Here is a 20,607-nt window from a genome sequence, read left to right as displayed (position 1 = left end):
GCGTGGTAGCAACACACGCCGCATCTTGATTCAACGATATGGCAACGAACTGGGTGGTACAACCGACATTTCCTGCTGTTTGGGTTGACATTTGATGAACTGAACGACGAGTGGTGACAACGCGTGGACTAGCTACAGTGAAAGTCAATCGAACTCGGCGAAAAAGTGATTTGCCCGCCAAACAGCGGCGCAATAGCATCTATCGCAATCGGTCCACTCTTCAACTGAGTGGCCCGAGCGCTCGCCGGCATTCATGGCGGCCGTGTTCATCCATCTCTTCGCGTGCGTAAACATCATGAACTCATCTGAAACTGGTCGCGACGCCGAAGTCGCAATCATCACGGGCGGTGCCAAAGGCATTGGCTTCGGTATTGCATCGGCTTTGGCGCAGAAAGGTCGACGGATCGTCCTGTTTGACATGGACCTAGACAGCCTCGATGAAGCCACGACAACCCTTTCGCGCGCGGGGGCCGATGTTCTAGGCATGCCAGTGGACGTGACGAGCAGTGAATCCGTGAACCAGGCAGTGGATGCGGTCGCCGAGCGACTGGGCCGGCTGGACGTTCTGGTGAACAACGCCGGCATCGTGAAAGACAAACGCATCACCAAGATGAGCGACGATGAGTGGGATTCGGTCATCAACGTCAATTTGAAATCGCAGTTTCTGTGCTGCCGGGCGGCGTTGAAACATATGGTTCCGGTCAATTATGGCCGCATCGTCAATATTTCTTCGCGGGCATGGCTGGGTGGCGTGGGGCAATCGAACTACTCGGCCGCCAAGGGTGGCGTGGTAAGCCTCACGCGGAGTCTCGCGCTTGAATGGGCGAGTGCTGGCATTACGGTGAACGCCGTTGCTCCGGGAATCGTGGACACGCCGCTCTTTCGCAAATTCGACGTCGAACTGCAGGAACGTCTGAAGAAATCGGTTCCGGTCCAGCGCATTGGAACGCCCGACGATATCGCCCAGGCGGTTCTGTTCTTCGCGCAAAGGGAGTCGTCCTATATCACGGGGCAGACGCTATATGTCTGTGGTGGGCGATCACTGTCCTCGCCGAGTGTTTGAGGAGCAAGGCCATGACCATCCATTACTCAGTTTCGGATCGAATCGCAACGGTTACCCTGGATCGTCCGGAAGCACTGAACGCACTCGATCTGGAGAGCCTGCAGGAACTCCGCGCCGTTTTGGCGGAGGCTCGAGACGACGAGGAAGTTCGCGTCATCGTCTTGACCGGCGCCGGGCGTAAGTCGTTCTGTGTCGGGGCGGACCTGAAGAACACGCTGCCGCCTTCGACCAACTTCGGTTCGTCGTTCGTCAAATCCATCGATCGTGCCGCTGCTGAAGGTGTCTACGTTCGTCTGATCGAACTCAGTTCGCTTCGAATCTTCAAGCCGATGATTGCCGCGATTAATGGCTATTGCCTGGGCGGAGGTCTTGAGCTGGCCCTTCAGTGCGACCTGCGCATTGCCGCCACCAACGCTGTGCTCGGCCTGCCTGAAGCTGCCGTGGGCAGCATTCCGGCCGTCTGCGGCATTCAGGCGCTTCAGAAAGCGGTCCCGTCCGCCGTTGCAATGAAAATGCTGCTGACAGGTGGCAAGGTCGACGCAGGATACGCAGAACGTGTTGGGCTGGTGTCGGACGTGGTTGAGCCCGAATCCCTGATGAATAAAGCGTTGGAGCTGGCAAGGATCATCGCGGGTAACGGACCGCTAGCCGTCCAGATGATCAAGAAGGTTGCCGAAACCAGCAGCAATGTGCCATTGAGCCAGGCGCTTGAATTCACGGAGTTGGCGTGGGGCGCAATGCGAGAATCGGAAGATCGTATCGAAGGGCGCCGGGCTTTCGCGGAAAAGCGCAAGCCGCAGTTCAAGGGTCGATGAAACCAGGGCGGTGGTAAGCAGTGTCCGAGGCCAGTGCCGATGCATGCGCGTCACAACTGGCCTGCGGAAGCATTTGAACGATGCGTCAGATATCGGTCGTCTCAGGGATCATCGCGGCCTGACCTCGATACGTCCCATCTTCGTCGAAGAGTTGCCACACGGTGGCCCGTTCAATCCAGAAGCGCCTGCCCGACTTCGCGACCCGAATGCCGCGATATCCGGTAACGAATCCGTCGCGTCCTACCTGATCGAGGAACGCCTGGCGCTCGCTGCGCTCCGGTGCTTCAGCCGACAGCCGCGAATGCAGCGAGGTGAGCTCATCCCAGTCGTATCCGAACAGGAACTGTGCGCGCTTGTTGCCGTAGACGAACACGGGATCAGCCGCGGTGTCGTGCGCAAGAATGCCAAACGGGGCTTCGGCATAAAGCCATTCAACACCCTGAACGACGCTTAATCCCTTGGGAACGAGCGGTTTCCCAAGGAGTCGCTCATAAGACCCGGCCATAAGCTGGAAGAAGCGGGTATCGGTATTCATTGCCATACAGTATTGCTCCTGGATTTCAGTTGATACTCTGCGCCGCTGTCGCAACTCTCCGCCGCCGCAATGCGCTGTATAAGCGAGGCAAGTTCAAGAACCACCGCGCGAGTCCCCAGTACATGCTGGTTGCCGGCGAGGTTCTCGTCGCGCAGTTCGGCATCGGCTACGATCAACCGCACGTACCACGATTGCAGTTCGAGACTCTGCAGGTCCGTCAGCAAGTCGTCGATCGACTTTCTGGCGTTCAACGGAAGCGGCTCGACGCGCGAAGCTTCCTTCAGCTTGAGAAGTTCACCTCCAATCTCTATCCACGCCATGCACTCGTCCACCTCCTTGACGGAGGCGGCGGGCAACGCGAGTCGCACCAGCGTATCGATGCTACGGCATTGCCACGCATGGCGCATTTCGACCGCTTGCTGCGCAACGGGTGAAGCGATCAAGGCCCTGATCGCGTCGGCTATCCGTTTGAGGCGCTGTTTGCGCCACTGTTGTTCAAGCCTGCGCGACGGAACAAGATGGAAGGCTAGCGCGGCCAGTGCGGAGCCGGCCAGCACACCCAACGCATGCGCGCTTATCGCGGCCGTGGTCGTATGAGCAATGGACTCGGGATCCGACACGACGAGGAACACGAGGCAAAAACCCGACGCCCAGAACGCGTTCGAAAGCGCGGACGCGACAACGATCCCAAGAAAAACAATGCTGCCCTCGGCGAGCGAAACGCCTATCGCGTGAGGAAGATGCGGCGAGACCGTCGCATAGAACAGGAACGCTGCACCGGCCCCAACCGCGCCCGACGCGAGAAAATGACGACCCGTATCTCGCGGGTCGGGCCGGATGGCGAAGAGGGCAATTGCAATCGCCGTAAACGCGACGAACAGCGGTCCGCCTTGCCAACCGGTGGCAATCCAGATAGCACCGGCTAACAGTAACGCGAATCCGGCGCGCAACGCCGCAGCGATCGCGTAGCTGTGATCAAGTGCGTAGACCGGGGGCGGATAGCTTTCTGTATCGACACCTCCTTGTTCCCCTGTCAACGCGGCATAAGTTCTCAGTGCGGTTTCCGTTGCGCCGAGGAGTGCCGATACGAGATCGATGCGCCGACGTTCAATCGCATTTCGCGCCTGAATGGATACGAGCATGCCACGCAATGCGTGCGCCTGGCGCCGAAAGCCTGGCAGCTTTTCGATGTCGTGTGCCGGATCGTCGTGTAGTGCGCCAGCGATGGACGTGAGCAATACGGATGCTTTGACGACGACGATTTCGACTTCTTCGCTTATTGGATTATTTGTGGCGGCAGCCTCTTCGAAGTTCCGCTCGACGCTTCTCGACACGACGAGCAGATCGAGCAGTGCCGGTACGACCTTGTGCAAACGGCCCGCGCGAGCCCACAGCGCCGGCGACTCGGCGACTGCACTATGAACGGCGCCGTCAAGCGCCAGGATGTCGCTCAACTGATTGCGCAGCCGTTGCGGGCCGGTGCCGTCGGTGGCCCAGGCGCGCGGCAAGCCGACAAGCCGGTCCGCGCTCCAGGTGCATGCCGTCGCAATCGCGCGACGAATACGTCGGCTTGCATGTCCGCGTTGTACGTCGCGCGACAAAAGAAGCACGAGCAAAGTGCTGGCGATGCCGATGAAAATACCGACGCAACGATCTCGCCCCACCTCGAACAGTTGACCCGTTTGGTCCGTGAGAGACATGGCAATGATGACCGCGCTGTAGCCGGCCAGTACCGCCGCGTAGGCGCGATAATGACGCAGCGAGAGACCTGCATACACAGACACGGCGAGCCATACCGCCAGCAAGCCGACGAGCAGCGGCTCGCTGCCGTGCGCCGCGAAAGCAAGCAGAACGCCGGTTGGCGCGCCAATTGCCGTTCCGATCGCCCGGTTGAGCGATTTCAGCAGACCGTCCCCGCGTGCTGGAAGCCCGACGGAAACCGCGGTCCATGCGGCCCAATGCGGCTCGTGCAGGCCAAGGAGCAGCGAACAGACTAGCGCAAGCGTCGCGGCGAGAGCCGCACGGCCCGCGAACATCACGAGGCTATAAGAGGGTATCCACTTCGAACGCATTGGCTTGCCAACCCTTTTGCTTGCTGTCGACGTTGGTTGAAGAATGTGCAGTCGGTGTCCTTGCATAAGGACGATCGCCGGCGTGTGACTACGTCGGCGATCGTCCTGGAGACACAGTCGCTCAGCCCAGCACGAACGGGTTTTCGACACCCGGCGTGGGGTTGATGAAGACGCTCTTGGCTTCGAGGTATTCGTAAATCGCACGAATGCCATTCTCGCGGCCGATTCCCGACGCTTTCACACCGCCAAACGGCGCGAGATAGCTGACGAGGCGATACGCATTGACCCACACGCTGCCTGCTTCGAGTTGTTTCGGCACCGTCATGGCGCGGCGAAGATCGCGTGTCCAGACGCCGGCCGCCAGACCATAGTTGCTGTCGTTGGCAATCGCGATCGCTTCCTCTTCCGTGTCGAACTTGATGACCGCCACGACCGGTCCGAATACCTCTTCCTGCGCGATGCGCATGTCGTTGCGAACATCGACGAAAATAGTCGGCTCGACAAAGAAGCCGTTCTCGGTGCCAGGCCGCGTCGAACGTCCGCCACCCAGAACGAGGCGTGCGCCTTCCTGTTTCGCCACGTCGATGTAGTACAGGGTCTTTTCGAGTTGTGGCTGGGTCGAGACAGGGCCCATGTTCGTCTCCGGCGACATCGGATCGCCCAGTCGCACGTCCTGCATGAACTTCACCAGCCGCTCGACGAACTCGTCATGGATGCTCGAATGCACGAGCAGGCGTGATCCGGCCATGCAGCTCTGGCCCGTTGCCGAGAAGATGGCGGTTACGGCGCCCTTCACCGCGTCGTCGAGGTTCGCATCCTCGAAGACGATATTGGCCGACTTGCCGCCCAGTTCCAGTGAAACGCGCTTGAAGGAGCGTGCCGCGTTCTCGTACACATGGCGACCACCGCCCTCGCTGCCGGTGAAGGCGACGCGTGCGACCAATGGATGAGCGACGAGCGGTTCACCCACTTCTTTGCCGAAGCCGGTCACGATATTGACGACGCCATCCGGCACGCCGGCCTCTTCACACAGTTTCGCAAACAGAATGGAGGATGCCGACGAGAACTCGGATGGCTTGATGACGACCGTGTTACCTGCTGCAAGCGCCGGCGCTATTTTCCAAACCGCGAGCAGCAGCGGAGAATTCCACGGCGCGATCGTTGCCACTACGCCGAGCGGCTCGAACGTGCTGTAGTGGAAAATGCCGGGTTTGTCGAACGGTGTGACGTCGCCCTGAACCTTGTCGGCGAGGCCGCCATAGTAGTAGAACCATTGCGGCAGATATTCCATCTGCTTGAGCATTTCGGCTTTCAGCTTGCCATTATCCTTCACTTCCATGTCGGCCAGCTCCTCCGCGTGCGCGGCGATCGCATCGCCGATCTTGTGCAGGACCATGCCGCGCTGGCTCGCTGTCATCGTCGCCCAGGGGCCGCGCTTGAACGCTGCATGAGCGGCGCGCACCGCGGCGTCGACATCTTCGGCTGTGCCGCGCGGCACCTCGGCCCAGATCTCGCCGTTGTAGGGGTTGAGGCTTTCGAACGTCCGACCATCGCTCGCACCGCGCCACTCGCTGCCGATGCGCATCTTGAACTGTTCCATCACGTTACTCCTTGACTGGTTACGGTGAGTTCATCGTAGTTGCCTGACCGGCGTCACGGAACTCCTCACTACTGCACGCCGCATGTGAAGAAATGCGCATCGGGTTCTGGCGATGCGCATGCATTCTTTACGCGACGTTCATTGACCGAAATAGATGCTGTCCCGTGCTTCGGGCGCGGTTACAGTGCGGCGTCCGCTTTGAGAGTGGCCCGCGACGCTGCCACCCACGGCCGATGCGCTGGCGTTCGTGGCGGCCGTGTTGGCGGCCTGCAGTGCGGCTGCTGCGCGCAACTGAGCGGTGGGGTACGTGGTATCGGGCGCGTCGAGTAAACCCGCTTCACGAGCCTGGATCAGTTCCGCCCGCACTTGTGCGCGAGTCTTGCCGTAGTCGGCAGGTGCGGCGAACACAGTGGATGATGCGATGACACTTGCAAGAACAACAGTCGGGATCAGTACGCGTTTCATTTCATGCTCCTTGAGAGATCGAAGAGAAGACGTTCAACGACGAGGCGGAAAATCTACGATCCATCTCGTGTTGTTCGTCGATCGGTGAATTCATTATTGCTACCGGTCTTCTATCTGCCAATTCCCGAAATGTGCGGATGGTCCGTGAAGAAATGCACAATCTTTGGTGACGTGCAGCTGGCGTCAACCGTCGCCGGGGAAGCAGGCGGCAATGAACTGCATGACGCTAAGGATGGCCGGCGCGTGCCGCAGATCGTCGTGGATGGAGAGCCATACTTCCTTGCCGTGTTCGGCGATGCGCTCGCCGTCCGTGGTCAGAATATAGGCGCGCGGGGGCGGCCGACTAGCTTGAGTTCAAGGGCCTGTTCGAGTGAAGCAAGTCTTCGCGCGACGGTCGCGTGGTCGACCATCAATTGCGGCGCCGCTTTTGCGAGGGATTCTTCCTGACTTAATGCAACGAAATAGCGTAAATCCTCCCAGTCGAAGATGGATGGTCTCCGTTTCTCTCTTGATCGCCCGAGTCTCGAGGTGACGTAGCTGGACAGAGATATTAGAAGCGGACTGGACCGATCTCAATCAACTATTTTTGCGCCGACGATTGACTTTAATTGCAAGGCTGCGGATGTGCGCGGACTTGTGCATTGCTGCACCCGTTGCCCGCATGTTTGGGGAATTGGCGGGGCCGCTCAGGCGGGCAAGAATGGCTGCAACGGATCGACGCACCGGAGCGCGAAGGCAGATCTTGCGCAGACACCGGGTCGTTGGGTCCCTCTTATCCGTCAAGGAGCCTGACATGAAACGCATTATGAACGCGCATCGATTTCCGTCATGGAGCGAGGAAATCATGAGCAAGAAAACGCTGGTCATACTCGCTCATCCGAACTTTGCCGAGTCGCAGATCAATGCGGCGTGGCGATCCAGGCTCGAGGAAGCTCCGGGTTCGGTCACCATTCGGAATATTTATGAGCTATATCCGGACTGGAATATCGACGTCGCGGCGGAGCAGGCGCTCCTCGAAAGCCACGAGAGAATCTTTCTGCAGTTTCCGTTGTACTGGTACAGCACTCCGCCGCTGCTGAAAAAATGGCTCGACGACGTCCTCGCTTATGGCTGGGCGTACGGTCCGGGTGGCAACCGGCTGGCGCACAAAGAAATAGGGCTGGTCGTATCGACCGGCAGTCCTGAAGGCGCGTATCAGACAGATGGCCGTGTGGGACACACGCTGGTCGAACTGCTTCGTCCGCTCGAACAAACGGCGCGTTTTGTCGGCGCGCGTTATTTGCCTCTTTTCGCGTTACAAGGCGCGAATCACGTTATTCCGGCGGATCAATTGAGCCGTAGCGCGAACGACTATATCGAGCACATTCGGGCGCCGCACGACCAGGGCGAAGCCCCCGTGGGCCACCAGCACCGGCGAATGGAGAGTCTCAGTATGTGAAGATGAGTGGATCTTCAACGACTGCGTGGCGAGCGCGTGCCCTTGGCCCGAGGCTTCGACAATGCGTTGTCGGGTTCTTCAAGACCCGGAAGGACCAATTCTTCCATTAACGCCAGTGTCCGCAGGCAGAACTTGTTGCCCGCAGCGCGTTCCGCCTCCGAAAAGTGTGCCATCGCGGGCGCGATCGACGACTCTTCTGCCAGCTTCACTATCGCCTTCTCAACGACATCAAGGCCTTTCCTGGTCAAATGGACGATGAATCCGCCGCCGTGACTTGGGTCTTGCTGACGCTCCACCAAACCAAGGCTCGCGAGACGGTCGATCTTTTTGGTAATTGCGCCCGAGGTAACGAGTAGTGCCCGATACAAATCCGTGGGGCGCTTCGCGTATGGATGCCCGCTGCGGCGCAGCGCCAGCAGCACACGCATGTCCGACCCGCTAATGCCACACAGGCTCTGGCACATTTTGTCAAACGACTGTTCTACGAGCGTGCCGAGCCGCATGAAATAGATCGCGAGCAGGAAGTTGGAGAGATCGAGCTCGCTGTGTTCGCGTTGCCACTGCAGCGTGATGATTTCGATCAGGCTGCTACCAGGAAGATTCGCTTTCCTGGGGGCCTTCGACTGTTCCGATGCCGCATTTTTGCGGGTTCGGGTAGACGCGGGTCGCTTTGGTGCTGCGATGCTCATCTCGATGACTTCCCTGGAAGGATGTTCACTCCCGGCAAATTTTAGCGGGACTGGCTCAATATGGCCGCGCACAATTGTACGTAAATTTTCCGACGACGCGTCAAAGATCAGGCGCGCGGCCGAGTAGTTCCGCTTGGAGGATAGTCGTCCTTATACCGCTTGCACCGCATTGCGCAACATGTCGGCTATCTGGCGCTGGGCCAGCGCCGCCGCGTCGACTTGGCCGCGCATGCTGTAAAAGGTATGCAGCATGCCGAGGTATCGCACGCACGTCACCGGGACGCCCGCCTCGGCCAATCTCCGCGCGTAGGCTTCGCCATCGTCGCGCACGGCATCACACTCAGCGGTGGTAACGATGGCCGGCGGTAGTCCCGCGTGGTTGTCGGCAAGGAGCGGCGAGAGCTTCCAGGTTGTTGGCGTCACACCATGATCGAGTGCGTACGTGCGGAATGCGTACTCGACGTCGGCCTTGCGCTGCATGAAGCCTTCAGCATAGGTGGATAGCGAGGCCATCTGCTGACGAGCATCTGTTGCAGGATAGACGAGTGCCTGGGCGAGGATGCGCGGCTTGGCGTGGTCCCGGGCAAGCAGGCAGACCACTGCCGCGAGATTGCCGCCGGCCGACTCGCCGAACACGGTCAAACGTTCGGACGGAAGGCCCAGCGTGTGCCCGTGCTCGGCGACCCAGCAGGTCGCGGCCCACACGTCGTCCAACGCTGCAGGGAAGGGATGCTCAGGCGCGAGCCGATAGTCGACACTGGCCACCGCTAGTCCGGAGTCGTTGGCCAGATGCCGGCATACCGCGTCGAAGCTGTCCCGATTGCCCATCAGCCATCCGCCGCCGTGAAAGGCCATCGTGACCCCTGTGGCGCCCTTTGGATGGTAGATGCGTACGGGGATTTCGGCGTCGAGGCCCGGAATCATGAGATCGAAAACCTTGTCGATACGGGGGCCGGGCTCCCGTGCGGCAGTGCGTGCGGCGATGCCTGCACGCGCCTCCTCGGGGCTCACCTCCGCCATGCTCGGTTTCGCTGCGGCATTTGCAGCGAGAGCGCGAAGCGACGGGTGGATGTGGTTTTGAGAGGAAGAAGACATCGTTGATTTCAGGGGGTCGGGGTCGTGGAGGGAGCGAACGTAATGGCGGGAATGGCGGCAACGACGCTGAGGCCGCCATCCACAGTGATGATCTCACCGGCCATATGGGCGCTCAGGTCGGAGGCAAGGAATAGCAGGTGGCCCGCGATTTCCGCCGGCGTGGCAGCCCGGCCAATCGGAATCGCACGACCGACTGTCGTCCACGTTGATTCGTCCAGACGCTGATTAAGTCGCGGCGTGCGGACGAAACCCGGAGACACTGCATTGATGCGCACGTTGTGGGGGGCATACTCAACACCCGCGCAGCGCACGAGGTGATGCAATGCCGCCTTCGAGGCCGCGTAGGCAACCTCGTTCGGCACCGCGCGATCGCCGGCGAGCGAGCCGACAAACGCAAAGGTGCCGCCACCATCCGCCTTCATCATTTCACCGGCAATTTGAATCGCGAGGTACGCGTGGCGTACGACGATATCGAATTGCTGGTCCCACGACGCATCGTCGACGGCGGATAGCGGCTTGATTCCCGCGACACCGATGATATCGACGACGCCATGGACGCGGCCGAAATGCAGCCGCGCGGTGTCGAACACGCGCTGCATGTCGACGCGCGATGTTGCGTCCGCCACGCACGGTATCCCGGCCACGGCGTCTGCAATGTTCCGGGCGAGCGTCTCGTCGCGGTCGACGCAGAGCACGCGAGCACCGGCCTGAGCCAGTGCATGAACGGTCTGCGCGCCGATACCCTGGCCGGCGCCAAGCACTACAAAACCGCGACCGTCGAGTCGTAACAAGGACAAGTAGTCCGGAACGTCGTTATGGATGTTGTTGCTCATGCGAGTCTCCTCCTCAGGCTGCCACTACCTGGCGATGTGAAGGCAGCAGCTCTTGCCAGGCTACACCGTCTTCGAGTTGTCGGTCACAGGCGCTCACGCCCCGAAGGTCGAGGCCGAGCGCGGGCGGCTGCTGGTTCTGCGTCACACGCTTGATCGAATCCAGCAGCACGCGGCGCACACGCACGACAGCCTGGTCGGCAGGCACCAGATGCTCGCGCGAACGGTCGTAGAGCGGCCCTTGAGACAATCCGATCGTGGCGTCCTCCACCTCGACGCCGCGCAATCCGGTCCAGCTTTCCTTCATCAGCTCGCGATTCTGGCCGAAGGTGTCGGTCCAGCTAGCCGTGAACGTGCAATTCTTGCGGTCATAGTACGTAGGGTCGTTCAGCCCGAGCAACTCGATGATCTTCTCTTCGCTCACCGGAGCGTCGCCATGAACGACGATGTAGGTGCTGGTGTGCGTGTCGTGTTCGGGGACTTCGAGGACGGTGAACTGAAACGCCGGGGCAGGAATGATGCGGCCGTACGGGACGATAAATGGGACTACGCGTGCATTACGGACTCCCGGCTCATTGGTCTTGCGCAGCGCGACATAGTGGAAACCGAAGGCCGTCTCTTCGATTTTCAGAGCCGGTTCAAGGTCATTGGATGCAAGCGCAGCAGGATTGATTACGTCAGGGTTGCGTGTGAACTCGTTGTCTTTCCAGCCTGGGCGTGCCATGTTGGTGTGCAGCACGCCGACATGAGAGCTGTCCTCTCCACCCTCCACCAGTTGCAGATAGTTGCAGGCGACGTTGACGCGCAGCACGACGCGGTGGTTCGGTTCCGCGTCCATGAAGGCATAGCGGGAAAACGCCGGGAGCAACTCGATTGGGCCCACATACGCCCAGACGATGCCGCCTTCCTCGCGCACTGGAAAGGCCGGCGCCTTCATCCGTGTAGCGTATTTCGGATCGGCGTGGTTCGGCGTTTCCATGACGGTGCCGGACGCGCTGAACTTCCAGCCGTGATAGAGGCAGCGGATGCCGCCTTCCTCGACCCTTCCCAGTGCGAGCGATGCGCCCCGGTGCATGCACAGCTCTTCCAGAAAGCCGACCTTGCCCTCGGTGTCCCGGAACGCGACATAGTTCTCGCCGAGCAGTCGGACGCGCAGTGGCGCGCAGTCCGGATGCGGCAATTGGGCCGAGGTGCACACCGGGTGCCAGAAGCGTCGCATCAGGTTTCCTCCTGGGGTACCCGGACCGATACGGCAAAGAATCTCGTTGTCTGCGTGGCTCAACATTTAATGCTCCTTTCCTGACTTCCGTTATTAACTGCGCTCTGCACGTGCACCATGGGACGAAACGATCCGATGGTGCGGAACCAGGGTGCGCCAGTTCTCGTCGATACCGATCTCACCGGACACGCCTATTGCGCTGCCAGCGTCCGCTCGCAGCGCGGCTATCTCCTGCTGGTCACGGGCCGCCCGGGCGTACGCCAACAAGCAGCGCTGAAGACGGCTGATCGCGATATCGGCCGTGGATAGCATCTCCTGCGAGCGGTCGCGAATCGCGCCGCTCGACACGCTGCATGCGGCGTCTTCCTGCGTGATGCCGTCGAAACCGGTGAAGTGGCCATTGCGCTGCTGCACGCGGTCCTGGCGATAGCCATTGGCGACGGACATCGCGGCCGACGAGTCACAGGTGTCGGTCGTCATCCCGTACTTGCGCAGCGTCGGCTGATCCAGGCCCACGAACGTGAGTTGCTCACTGCGCAACGGTTCTACGCCAATGCGCTTTTCGGCGTCCCACCACACGTGATACAGGTTGCAGCGCTCGTCGCTAACCGGGACGATCGCAAGCCAGACATCCCCGTTCGCGTTGGCGATGAAGCAAGGCGCGATGAATGCGGTTACTCGAGCGATACGTTTGTCCCCGTTTTGGCGGATTGCGACATAGTGGAAACCGAAGTCCGTCTCGTCTGCTTCGATCTTCGGGGTTGCGTCGAACTGCATGTGCAAAGTCTTCTTCGCATAGTCGAGATCGGAGTCGTTGGTCCTCGCGAGGGCGGAACTATGGAGGACGGTCAAATGCGATGAGTCGACGAGACCTTCCATCACCTGAACGAAATTGGCGTTGATGACCGCGCAGGCGTTGATGCGGTGCGAGTCCGGCTGGTCCATGAAGGCCGTGTGCGGGAAGGGCGGCTCTTCACCCTTGGGACCCAGATAACCCCAGACGATGCCGCCCGCTTCCCGCACTGGATAGGTTCGTCCCTTGATGCGCTCCTTGAATTTCGGGTCCTCGATGTTCGGGGTCTCGAGGACAGTCCCATCCACCGCAAACTTCCAGCCGTGATAGATGCAGCGCAGGCCATCGCCCTCCGAACGGGCCAACTGCATTGAAGCACCCCGGTGCAGACAACCCTCTGCATAGAGGCCGGGGCGACCATCCTGGTCGCGCCACACGACAAACCGCTCACCCAGCAGCTCTATCGTCTGCGGCTCTCCATTCGCCTGCGGCATGTCCGACGACTGGATGACGGGCAGCCAGAAGCGGCGCATTGCCTCGCCCATGGCCGTACCTACTCCGATACGGCACATCAATTCGTTATCTTGCTTGGTCAACATGTTGATCCCCTCGCTACAGTGTCAGGCAGTGAGTAACAGGTGGCCTCAAAGATCGAGCACCAGCCGGGAAGTTTTGGCGCGCGAGCAGCACGGCATGAAGCTGTCGTTGCGTGCCCGCTCCTCGTCCGTCAGATACAGATCTCGATGGTCGGGTGCGCCGGCCAGCACCTTCGTCATGCAGGTGCCGCAAACTCCTTGCTCGCAAGACAATGGCAAGTTGAAACCGGCGTCGAGCAAGGCGTGCGCGGCACTTTGATCCGCGTGAACCTCGATGACCTGGCCACTGCTGCCGATCTCGATTTCGAACCGCCCGTCCTCTGAAGAATCGATTGGCGTTGCCGCGAAATATTCGCGGTGCAGGTGTCCCTCGTCCCAACCGAGTTCGCGCGCGGTCTGCAGGATGTGGTCCATGAAGCCGTTGGGTCCACACACGTAAAGATGCTTGTCGGAAGAGGGCGAGCCTATCGCGGAGCGGGCATCGAGTTGCTGGTCGGGGGCGTCGTCATCGACGTGCACGCGCATCTGCGAATCGTCGCCAAACTGCGCTTGTTGCAGGCGATCGACGAAAGCCATGCGCGACAGCGTGCGCCCACAGTAGTGCATCGCGAATGGGCGGTGCTCGCGCGCCAACTGCTGCGCCATGCAGAGGATCGGCGTGATACCGATGCCACCCGCGAACAGGATCGAACGGTTGTTTTGACCGTTGTGCAGGCTGAAGTGATTGCGCGGGGCGCTGATCGTGAGCGTATCTCCCGCATGCACGTTATCGAGAAGCTGCACCGAGCCGCCGCGGGATTGGGGATCGCGCAACACGCCAATCCGGTAGCGGGGATATTCGCCCGGCAGTTCATACAAGGAGTACTGACGTACGGGGCCACCAGGCACGTGTAGGTCGATGTGCGCGCCCGCTTCGAAGGCAGGCAGTGCACTATCCGCCAATGGCGAGAGGTCATAGCCGGCAATGTCGTCCGCCAGCCAGGTTTTGGCAGAGACTTTGACTCGCAGCAAAGTGTTCATAGGGGTCGATTTGTGTTCCATGACGGATATAGCCGTAAAGAGAGGGGAGCGTGTCAGGCGGCGATGTGAAGTCGACGCCGGATGACTACTGGCGAGGCGCCCAACTTTCGCTGAACCAGCCAGCGCGCCAGACCTTGGTCCATCACGCGCACATGCTCCGGAAACCAATCCACCAGCGCTCTGGCAAGAGAGCGGACGACCTCGGTCCGTCCATCAGCCAACATGGTGCGTACCTCGTCGAGGGATCGGAGCACGGCGGCGTGCTCGTCGATATGGCAGCCCGCTGAACCGTAGGCTGTCTCGCGCATCGAGGCGTCCTCGTCGTCAAAGTGCCGGCGCGCATGCTCGGCAAACGCTTCGAGCGCGTTCTCGAGATTTTCGTCGTCCGTTGTCAGCAGCGTGTGTACACACGCGACAAACTCGTGATGGGTCTCGTCCATCGCCTGATGGCCAAGGGCGTAGTCGTCATGCCACGCGAAGCCGGAGAGCACGCGATCCTTCTCCCACGCTGGGTTCGGTGACGGTGCGGCACCGCGACCGTGGTTTGTCTGGTGATCTTTCAATTGCTTCATTTTTCAACGAACTCCTGCTCAATTGATCACGTCAATCTATTACATCTTCCACGGAAGATACTATTCTGGGCGATGAGTGTCGAGATAGGGCAAACGCCAATATGTGAAAATTCCCACAAACACAGCGAATTTCGTGGGTAAGGCTCGTCATTTCTGACGATGACAAGCCTCAGGCGTTTCAGATGCGGGTATCTCCCGACGGCAAATCGTTTGACAGGGAAGACGACAAAAAATTATCTTCCGTGGAAGCATTTAACCAAAGGGAGACAGATGATGAGTTCGAGGCTGGGTCGGACGGGACGTGCCTTCTCGTGGCGTCAGACAATTTGGTGGGGACTCGCGTCTCTTGCGGCATGTGCACCGGGAGCATCGCAGGCACAGAGCTCTGTCACTCTGTACGGGATTATCGATACCGGTATCGAGTACGTGACAAATGTTGGTGCTCACCAGTCCAGCGTCGTGCGTATGCCGTCGCTCACGGCATCGATACCCTCGAGGTGGGGCTTGCGTGGCAAGGAGGATCTGGGTGGCGGTCTCAGCGCGGTTTTCGTATTGGAGTCGGGCTTCGCCCCGTCACAGGGGACGCTGAATCAGGGTGGTCGCCTGTTTGGCAGGCAGGCATATGTCGGACTTTCAGGGCGGTGGGGGACATTATCTTTAGGCCGGCAATATTCTCAGATCTATTGGGCCTTGCCGGGTGACACGATGGGGCCGAATGTCTATGCCGCCGGTGATCTGGACCCGTACTTGTCTCAAGCGCGGCTCGACAACGCGGTCGCCTACACGTTCACGTCATCGGGGCTGACCGTGGGCGTGACATATTCGTTCGGGCGCGACGCGGTGGATTCCGCGCCGGCCGGCGGGTGCGCCGGGCAGTCGCCGACGGACTGGCGGGCCTGCAAGTCAATGTCTGCCATGGTGAAATATGAAGCGGCGACATGGGGCGTGGCGACGGCGATCGACCGCAATTACGGCGGTGGCGGCCCTGGCTCGCCCCAGCCCAATACCTCGCAAACTGATACACGTGCCGTCATCGACGGCTACGTGAAACTGGGTACCTCGACGATCGGTGCGGGATACCTTCATCGAATTAATCACGGGGTGCAGACGCCGACTGTTGTCGACGCGGTCAGCAACTATTGGTGGCTTGGCGGGACCTATTTTCCCGTTCCACAAATCGCGCTTGACGCCCAGTTCGGTCATATATCGGTCAACGGTGGGAGTTCCGCGGGAGCTTCCGTGATCGCAGCGCGTGTGTCGTACTTATTGTCCAAGCGCACTTCCGTGTACGTCACAGCAGGGCGTATGTTCAACCAGCGCAACGCTGCGTTCACGATTGATGGCGGCGTGATTCCACCCGCTTCTACGCCATTGCCCGGGGTGGATCAAACGGGTGCGATGGTGGGTGTTCGCCACCAGTTCTAAATGGATAGTGAATGCTCGATGTCATCGCGCAGCAGTCGGCCGTTCACACTGGAACTCGTGACTGAGTTCTTGCCCCTTTCCGAAGCGTGACGCTCGGTATAGCGTGCCAACTACTGAGCACGTGTCTGTCGCGGCCCGACTTCCACTCGAATATTCGTCGGCCGCGCGACGACACTTCGCCCCATCCGCGCCCCTCAAATATCGCTAAACGTCCGCCAGACAAGGCTCGCTGCAATTTGGCATGGACTCTGCATTACGCTGCGTCCAGCCGTAGCACGACCCGCCCATCCATCGAACTCGGATGTCCCCACCGGATGCACGCCTGGAACCCACGTGTCGTGCCCGTTCGTGCGCGATACGCAATCAACCAGGTCGCCAACTGGAGGACGTCTTGCTTATCTTGCTCATCTATCTTTACCCGTTGCTGAAAAAGGCACTTGACCGTGCTGAACACAGTCGTCGTGACGAATATCTCGCGTCCGCCGCCGACATGGGCGAACTCGAACGCCGCATGCATTTAACGGAGATTGACCGCTGACGCGACAAACCAACGCGCCCTCTCTCAATCAGTTTGGACGCCTGGACATGCGCGCCGGCGTCTCGATCATAGCCAGCCGCCCGCGCCGCGCCGATAGTAGAGACTTCCGCGATCCGGCACCCGTGCGCCCAACTCCTGAGTTCCATGAACGACATGAATAGCACTATCGTTTCGCAAGCCTTCTCATCCGCAACGTCGGTGATCGCACTGCACTGCTCCGGCTCGGGAGCGGCGCAATGGCGCAAGCTCGGCGAAGCGCTGGGTTCGCGCCACGCGTTCGTCGCGCCCGAGCACTACGGCTGCGATAGCACGGGCCCGTGGAGCGGCGAGCGCGCGTTCACGCTCGCCGACGAGGCCGCGAGGACGATCGGCATCATCGACGCCTCGCGCGGCAAGGTGCATCTCGTCGGCCACTCGTATGGCGGCGGCGTGGCGTTGCGCGCGGCCGTCGAACGGCCGGAGCGCATCGCGAGCATCACGCTCTACGAGCCCTCGGCGTTTCATCTGCTGAAGGTGATGGGCGCGCACGGAGCGTACGCGCTCGCGGAAATCATCGCCATCTCGAAGCGCACCGCCGATGGCGTGACCTGTGGCGACTATCGGGGCGCGGCGGCTTCATTCGTCGATTACTGGGGCGGCCGGGGCGCATGGGAAGCGTTGCGGCCCTCGGTGCAGGCGGCACTCACACGCTGGGCGCCAAAGGCGCCGCTCGACTTTCGCGCGCTGCTCGACGAACGCACGCCCGCAAGCGCATACACCGGCCTGCGTGTCCCGGCGCTGATCATGCGCGGCCAGCACGCGCCCGTGCCGACGCGCGCGATCGCCGAGCGGCTGCCGATGCTGCTGCCCGCGGCGCGTCTTGCAATCGTCGAGGGTGCGGGACACATGGGGCCGCTTACACACGCCGACAGCGTCAATGCGATGATCGTGCGGCATATTGCCGAGGCGGATGCGACGGCTTGAAGCGGTCTCCTGAGGAAACCAATAAGCACGTACAGCAGACAAACCAGGGTTGTTTTGAGCGTTACGCGATATCTCGCAGCGGTCGAGCAGTTGACGCGCGTTGCATCAATGGCCTGCCAGTCTCGGGGTTGCCGAAGACCCTCAGCAGAGAGCAGTCTATTGCTCCAGATTCACAGGCGTCATGCGTGGCATCAGCAGATGAATGATGCCGAGCGCGACCAGATAAGCCGATGCACCGACAGCGAAGAGCACCCAATACTGACCGGTGCGCTGCAACGTCTCGCCGATGATTCCCGAGTAGAAGAACGAGCCGATCATCCCTGCCACGCCGCCGATACCGACCACCGTGCCAACCATCCGGCGCGGAAACACGTCGCCGACGGTCGTGACAAGATTTGCCGACCACCCCTAGTGAGCCGCTGCGGCAAGTCCGACGGCGAAGACTGCGTACCAGAGGCTTTGAAAGAGCGAAAGCGTCGCAATCGGGAGGACGCACAGCGCGCAGACACCCATCGCGATCTTGCGTGCGACGTTAGGTTTGTGGGAACGCTGCATCAGCCGGGACGACAGCCATCCTCCAGCCACACTGCCGACGGATGCCATCGTGTAGATGACAATCAACGGCAGTCCAAGATTGCCGATGTCGATGTGCCTCGACTCATTGAGCCATTTGGGCAGCCAGAACAGGTAAAACCACCACACCGGATCGGTCAGCAGTTTGCCGAAAATGAACGCCCACGTTTCGCGGTACTTCAGCACTGAAAGCCAGCCCACGGGTTGCTCAACGTTTTCGTCCCGATCCGAATTGATGTAATCCAGCTCGCGCTTTGATACCGACGAATGCTCCGCCGGAGGACGGTACACGAGCAGCCACACTGCCAACCACACGAAACCGGCCGCCCCTCCCACAATGAACGTCGCACGCCAACCCCACATGACAGCGGCGATCGGTACGAATGCAGGCGCAACGATCCCGCCGACGGTTGCGCCCATGTTCCACAGGCCCGTGGCCAACGCCCGCTCTTTCTTCGGAAACCATACGGCTGTGGTGCGGATGGCGACAGGGAAATTGGCCGCCTCGCCGAACCCGAGCAATCCGCGCACGGCCGCGAAGCCGGGGACGGTCGCCGCCATCGCGTGCAGCATCGCGGCCAGGCTCCACATCGTCATGGCACTGCCGTAGACGACCTTGGTGCTGATCCGATCCGCGATCCGGCCAAACGTCGCGAGACCCACTGCATAGGCGACCGTGAACACCATCACAGTCTGCGCGTACTGGACCTGATTCCAGCCTATGTCTTTTTGCAGCAGCGGCGCGAGCAGCCCAAGCATCTGGCGATCCATGTAGTTGATCGTCGTTGCAAAAAAGATGAGCGCGCAGATGGTCCATCTGTATCGTCCGACGGCCGTTTGATCGGCGACGGAACGGACTTCTAAAATTTTCATCGTGTCTCCAGGACGTTTGTAATCAGGCAAACTGGTTCGCACACCGCCTACAGTGCGAGGGCGGACCGCCCCTCGCGAGGCTTCATCCGGGAAAAGAAGACGACCCCGGCAGCCACCACCGACATCAAGGCCAGCCCCGTGAGCCCTCCTTCGATTGATCCGGTTTTCTGCTCGAGCAAGCCGAACGCCGCCGGCGCAACGAAACCGCCGAGATTGCCGATCGAATTGATCAACGCGAGCACCGCCGCGGAAATCCGCGCATCCAGGTAGCCCTGCGGAATCGGCCAGAACAACGCCGACGCGGCTTTAAAACCAATCGCCGCAAAGCAGATCGCGACGAACGAGAACATCGGACTGCCCTGGCCGGCGGCATACATGCCGAGCGCGGCGATCAACAGCACACACGCAACCCATGCCTGCTGAAACTTGAAACGCGCCGCGAGCATCGCGAAGAAGTACATCGCCACGATCGAGATCAGCCACGGGATCGAATTGAAGAGCCCGACCTGGAAATCGTTGAAATGGCCCATCTTGCGAATGATGCTGGGCAGCCAGAACGTTGCACCGTAGATCGTCAGCGAAACCGAGAAATAGATCACGCAGAAGATCACGATCTGCGGGTCGCGTAGCAGAGTCCAGACGGACGGCTTGACCGCATGCGCCGCATCGCGCTCGCCCTGCTCTTCCTCTATCTCGGCGACGACCGCGTCCTGTTCGGCGCGGCTCAGCCATCTGGCGTCGCGCGGCTTCGAGTCGAGCCAGAACCAGATGAAGCCGGCCAGTACTAACGAGGCCATGCCTTCGATCACGAACATCCACTGCCAGCCGTGCAGGCCCCAGCCGCTGATCAGCATCAGCGCGCCGGAGATTGGCCCGGAGAGTATCGAGGCGAGCGCCGAGCCGCTGAGAAAGATCGCCATCGCCTTGCCTCGCTCGTCGCGCGGCAGCCATTGAGTGAAATAGAAGATGACGCCCGGAAAGAAGCCCGCCTCGGCCGCGCCGAGCAGCAACCGCATCGCATAGAACGACGTCTCGCCCCGAACGAACGCCATGCCGACCGCGGCAAGACCCCACGTGAACATGATGCGCGTGAGCCACGCCTTCGCGCCGAAGCGCTGCAGCAGCATGTTCGACGGCACTTCGAAGACGGCGTAGCTGACGAAGAAGAGCCCTGCGCCGAGTCCATAGGCCGCGGCACCGATGCCCAGATCGGCGCTCAGATGCTGGCGGACGAAGCCGATGTTCACCCGGTCGATGTAGTTGACGACGAACATGACGACGAAGAGCGGCAGCACATGCCACTTGATCTTGCGTACGGCGCTTGCCAGCGCGTCCGCTCGGTCGGGACCGGTTGCGGCCGGGGTGGATCTGCTCATCGGCTTGTCTCCGTTGTGGACCAGAGTCGGCGCTCAGCACTTACTCAGATCTCATGC

General features: G+C 60.6%; 19 protein-coding genes and 1 pseudogene. 6 read left to right on the top strand and 14 right to left on the bottom strand.

All coding sequences use genetic code 11. From position 1 onward, the window contains the following. Positions 1 to 295 precede the first annotated feature (295 nt). A complete protein-coding gene (locus tag B0G74_RS30155) occupies positions 296 to 1,063 on the top strand; it encodes an SDR family NAD(P)-dependent oxidoreductase (protein ID WP_132379506.1) in 768 nt (255 codons plus the stop codon). Positions 1,064 to 1,074: 11 nt separating this feature from the next. Beyond that, a complete protein-coding gene (locus B0G74_RS30150; protein ID WP_132379074.1) occupies positions 1,075 to 1,878 on the top strand; it encodes an enoyl-CoA hydratase/isomerase family protein in 804 nt (267 codons plus the stop codon). Positions 1,879 to 1,963: 85 nt separating this feature from the next. Here the strand turns inward: B0G74_RS30150 and B0G74_RS30145 are convergent, their stop codons facing one another. The 5 genes from B0G74_RS30145 to B0G74_RS46840 form a co-directional block, all read right to left on the bottom strand. Then, positions 1,964 to 2,419, bottom strand: a complete 456-nt coding sequence (locus B0G74_RS30145) for an MEKHLA domain-containing protein (protein WP_132379072.1) — start codon at positions 2,417 to 2,419, stop codon at positions 1,964 to 1,966. Then, positions 2,410 to 4,485 carry an FUSC family protein gene (locus B0G74_RS30140; protein WP_132379070.1) on the bottom strand — a complete coding sequence of 692 codons (2,076 nt, stop codon included), beginning with the start codon at positions 4,483 to 4,485 and terminating at the stop codon, positions 2,410 to 2,412. Before B0G74_RS30140 ends, B0G74_RS30145 begins: the two co-directional genes overlap by 10 nt. A gap of 121 nt (positions 4,486 to 4,606) precedes the next feature. Then, the gene (locus B0G74_RS30135) at positions 4,607 to 6,085 is read right to left on the bottom strand and encodes an aldehyde dehydrogenase (protein ID WP_132379068.1); all 1,479 of its coding nucleotides are present in this window, start codon (positions 6,083 to 6,085) and stop codon (positions 4,607 to 4,609) included. Positions 6,086 to 6,223: 138 nt separating this feature from the next. Further along, on the bottom strand, positions 6,224 to 6,550 hold the full coding sequence (locus tag B0G74_RS30130) for a DUF4148 domain-containing protein (protein WP_132379066.1): 327 nt from the start codon (positions 6,548 to 6,550) through the stop codon (positions 6,224 to 6,226). A gap of 314 nt (positions 6,551 to 6,864) precedes the next feature. Then, positions 6,865 to 7,038 carry a LysR family transcriptional regulator gene (locus B0G74_RS46840; RefSeq protein ID WP_243658377.1) on the bottom strand — a complete coding sequence of 58 codons (174 nt, stop codon included), beginning with the start codon at positions 7,036 to 7,038 and terminating at the stop codon, positions 6,865 to 6,867. 305 nt (positions 7,039 to 7,343) lie between these two features. On the opposite strand from B0G74_RS46840, the gene B0G74_RS30120 reads away from it, so the two are divergent. Next, positions 7,344 to 7,988: an NAD(P)H-dependent oxidoreductase gene (locus tag B0G74_RS30120; RefSeq protein WP_243658349.1), complete on the top strand. Its 645-nt coding sequence runs from the start codon at positions 7,344 to 7,346 to the stop codon at positions 7,986 to 7,988. A gap of 14 nt (positions 7,989 to 8,002) precedes the next feature. On the opposite strand, the gene B0G74_RS30115 is transcribed toward B0G74_RS30120, so the two are convergent. From B0G74_RS30115 to B0G74_RS30085, 7 genes are all read right to left on the bottom strand, one after another. After that, entirely contained in the window at positions 8,003 to 8,677 is a 675-nt protein-coding gene (locus tag B0G74_RS30115) for a MarR family transcriptional regulator (protein ID WP_132379064.1), read from the bottom strand. Between the two features lie 150 nt (positions 8,678 to 8,827). Continuing rightward, entirely contained in the window at positions 8,828 to 9,772 is a 945-nt protein-coding gene (locus tag B0G74_RS30110; RefSeq protein WP_243658348.1) for an alpha/beta hydrolase, read from the bottom strand. A gap of 8 nt (positions 9,773 to 9,780) precedes the next feature. After that, the gene (locus tag B0G74_RS30105; protein WP_132379062.1) at positions 9,781 to 10,605 is read right to left on the bottom strand and encodes an SDR family oxidoreductase; all 825 of its coding nucleotides are present in this window, start codon (positions 10,603 to 10,605) and stop codon (positions 9,781 to 9,783) included. A gap of 13 nt (positions 10,606 to 10,618) precedes the next feature. Next, on the bottom strand, positions 10,619 to 11,887 hold the full coding sequence (locus tag B0G74_RS30100) for a Rieske 2Fe-2S domain-containing protein (protein WP_132379060.1): 1,269 nt from the start codon (positions 11,885 to 11,887) through the stop codon (positions 10,619 to 10,621). Between the two features lie 27 nt (positions 11,888 to 11,914). Then, positions 11,915 to 13,213: a Rieske 2Fe-2S domain-containing protein gene (locus B0G74_RS30095; protein WP_132379058.1), complete on the bottom strand. Its 1,299-nt coding sequence runs from the start codon at positions 13,211 to 13,213 to the stop codon at positions 11,915 to 11,917. Positions 13,214 to 13,258: 45 nt separating this feature from the next. Further along, positions 13,259 to 14,230, bottom strand: a complete 972-nt coding sequence (locus B0G74_RS30090; RefSeq protein WP_207915720.1) for a PDR/VanB family oxidoreductase — start codon at positions 14,228 to 14,230, stop codon at positions 13,259 to 13,261. Between the two features lie 53 nt (positions 14,231 to 14,283). Next, positions 14,284 to 14,802, bottom strand: a complete 519-nt coding sequence (locus B0G74_RS30085; protein WP_132379054.1) for a hemerythrin domain-containing protein — start codon at positions 14,800 to 14,802, stop codon at positions 14,284 to 14,286. 270 nt (positions 14,803 to 15,072) lie between these two features. Here B0G74_RS30085 and B0G74_RS30080 point away from each other — a divergent pair, with 270 nt between their 5' ends. The 3 genes from B0G74_RS30080 to B0G74_RS30070 all read left to right on the top strand — a co-directional run bounded on the left by B0G74_RS30080 (position 15,073) and on the right by B0G74_RS30070 (position 17,728). After that, complete coding sequence (locus B0G74_RS30080; RefSeq protein WP_347814524.1) at positions 15,073 to 16,227, top strand: porin; 1,155 nt, start codon at positions 15,073 to 15,075, stop codon at positions 16,225 to 16,227. Between the two features lie 391 nt (positions 16,228 to 16,618). Next, complete coding sequence (locus B0G74_RS46835) at positions 16,619 to 16,765, top strand: DUF3563 family protein (RefSeq protein WP_243658347.1); 147 nt, start codon at positions 16,619 to 16,621, stop codon at positions 16,763 to 16,765. A gap of 153 nt (positions 16,766 to 16,918) precedes the next feature. Next, positions 16,919 to 17,728, top strand: a complete 810-nt coding sequence (locus B0G74_RS30070; RefSeq protein ID WP_132379048.1) for an alpha/beta hydrolase — start codon at positions 16,919 to 16,921, stop codon at positions 17,726 to 17,728. A gap of 156 nt (positions 17,729 to 17,884) precedes the next feature. Here the strand turns inward: B0G74_RS30070 and B0G74_RS30065 are convergent. Next, positions 17,885 to 19,174: pseudogene (locus B0G74_RS30065) on the bottom strand (MFS transporter). A gap of 47 nt (positions 19,175 to 19,221) precedes the next feature. Then, positions 19,222 to 20,550 carry an MFS transporter gene (locus tag B0G74_RS30060; protein ID WP_132379046.1) on the bottom strand — a complete coding sequence of 443 codons (1,329 nt, stop codon included), beginning with the start codon at positions 20,548 to 20,550 and terminating at the stop codon, positions 19,222 to 19,224. Positions 20,551 to 20,607: the final 57 nt, after the last annotated feature.

The sequence above is a fragment of the Paraburkholderia sp. BL9I2N2 genome, from assembly GCF_004339745.1.
In the GTDB taxonomy this organism is placed as follows: Bacteria; Pseudomonadota; Gammaproteobacteria; order Burkholderiales; family Burkholderiaceae; genus Paraburkholderia.
Note: the sequence above shows the minus strand (reverse complement) of the source record. Positions and strands in the feature narration are given on the sequence as shown.

Excerpts from the sequence above, each read along its gene's own strand:
- B0G74_RS30145 (WP_132379072.1), bottom strand. The coding sequence starts at position 2,419 with ATGGCAATGAATACCGATACCCGCTTCTTCCAGCTTATGGCCGGGTCT.
- B0G74_RS30085 (WP_132379054.1), bottom strand. The coding sequence starts at position 14,802 with ATGAAGCAATTGAAAGATCACCAGACAAACCACGGTCGCGGTGCCGCA.
- B0G74_RS30105 (WP_132379062.1), bottom strand. The coding sequence starts at position 10,605 with ATGAGCAACAACATCCATAACGACGTTCCGGACTACTTGTCCTTGTTA.
- B0G74_RS30115 (WP_132379064.1), bottom strand. The coding sequence starts at position 8,677 with ATGAGCATCGCAGCACCAAAGCGACCCGCGTCTACCCGAACCCGCAAA.
- B0G74_RS30130 (WP_132379066.1), bottom strand. The coding sequence starts at position 6,550 with ATGAAACGCGTACTGATCCCGACTGTTGTTCTTGCAAGTGTCATCGCA.
- B0G74_RS30135 (WP_132379068.1), bottom strand. The coding sequence starts at position 6,085 with ATGGAACAGTTCAAGATGCGCATCGGCAGCGAGTGGCGCGGTGCGAGC.
- B0G74_RS30090 (WP_207915720.1), bottom strand. The coding sequence starts at position 14,230 with ATGAACACTTTGCTGCGAGTCAAAGTCTCTGCCAAAACCTGGCTGGCG.
- B0G74_RS30100 (WP_132379060.1), bottom strand. The coding sequence starts at position 11,887 with ATGTTGAGCCACGCAGACAACGAGATTCTTTGCCGTATCGGTCCGGGT.
- B0G74_RS30060 (WP_132379046.1), bottom strand. The coding sequence starts at position 20,550 with ATGAGCAGATCCACCCCGGCCGCAACCGGTCCCGACCGAGCGGACGCG.
- B0G74_RS30155 (WP_132379506.1), top strand. The coding sequence starts at position 296 with ATGAACTCATCTGAAACTGGTCGCGACGCCGAAGTCGCAATCATCACG.
- B0G74_RS30070 (WP_132379048.1), top strand. The coding sequence starts at position 16,919 with ATGAATAGCACTATCGTTTCGCAAGCCTTCTCATCCGCAACGTCGGTG.
- B0G74_RS30110 (WP_243658348.1), bottom strand. The coding sequence starts at position 9,772 with ATGTCTTCTTCCTCTCAAAACCACATCCACCCGTCGCTTCGCGCTCTC.
- B0G74_RS30140 (WP_132379070.1), bottom strand. The coding sequence starts at position 4,485 with ATGCGTTCGAAGTGGATACCCTCTTATAGCCTCGTGATGTTCGCGGGC.
- B0G74_RS30080 (WP_347814524.1), top strand. The coding sequence starts at position 15,073 with ATGATGAGTTCGAGGCTGGGTCGGACGGGACGTGCCTTCTCGTGGCGT.
- B0G74_RS30150 (WP_132379074.1), top strand. The coding sequence starts at position 1,075 with ATGACCATCCATTACTCAGTTTCGGATCGAATCGCAACGGTTACCCTG.
- B0G74_RS30095 (WP_132379058.1), bottom strand. The coding sequence starts at position 13,213 with ATGTTGACCAAGCAAGATAACGAATTGATGTGCCGTATCGGAGTAGGT.
- B0G74_RS30120 (WP_243658349.1), top strand. The coding sequence starts at position 7,344 with ATGAAACGCATTATGAACGCGCATCGATTTCCGTCATGGAGCGAGGAA.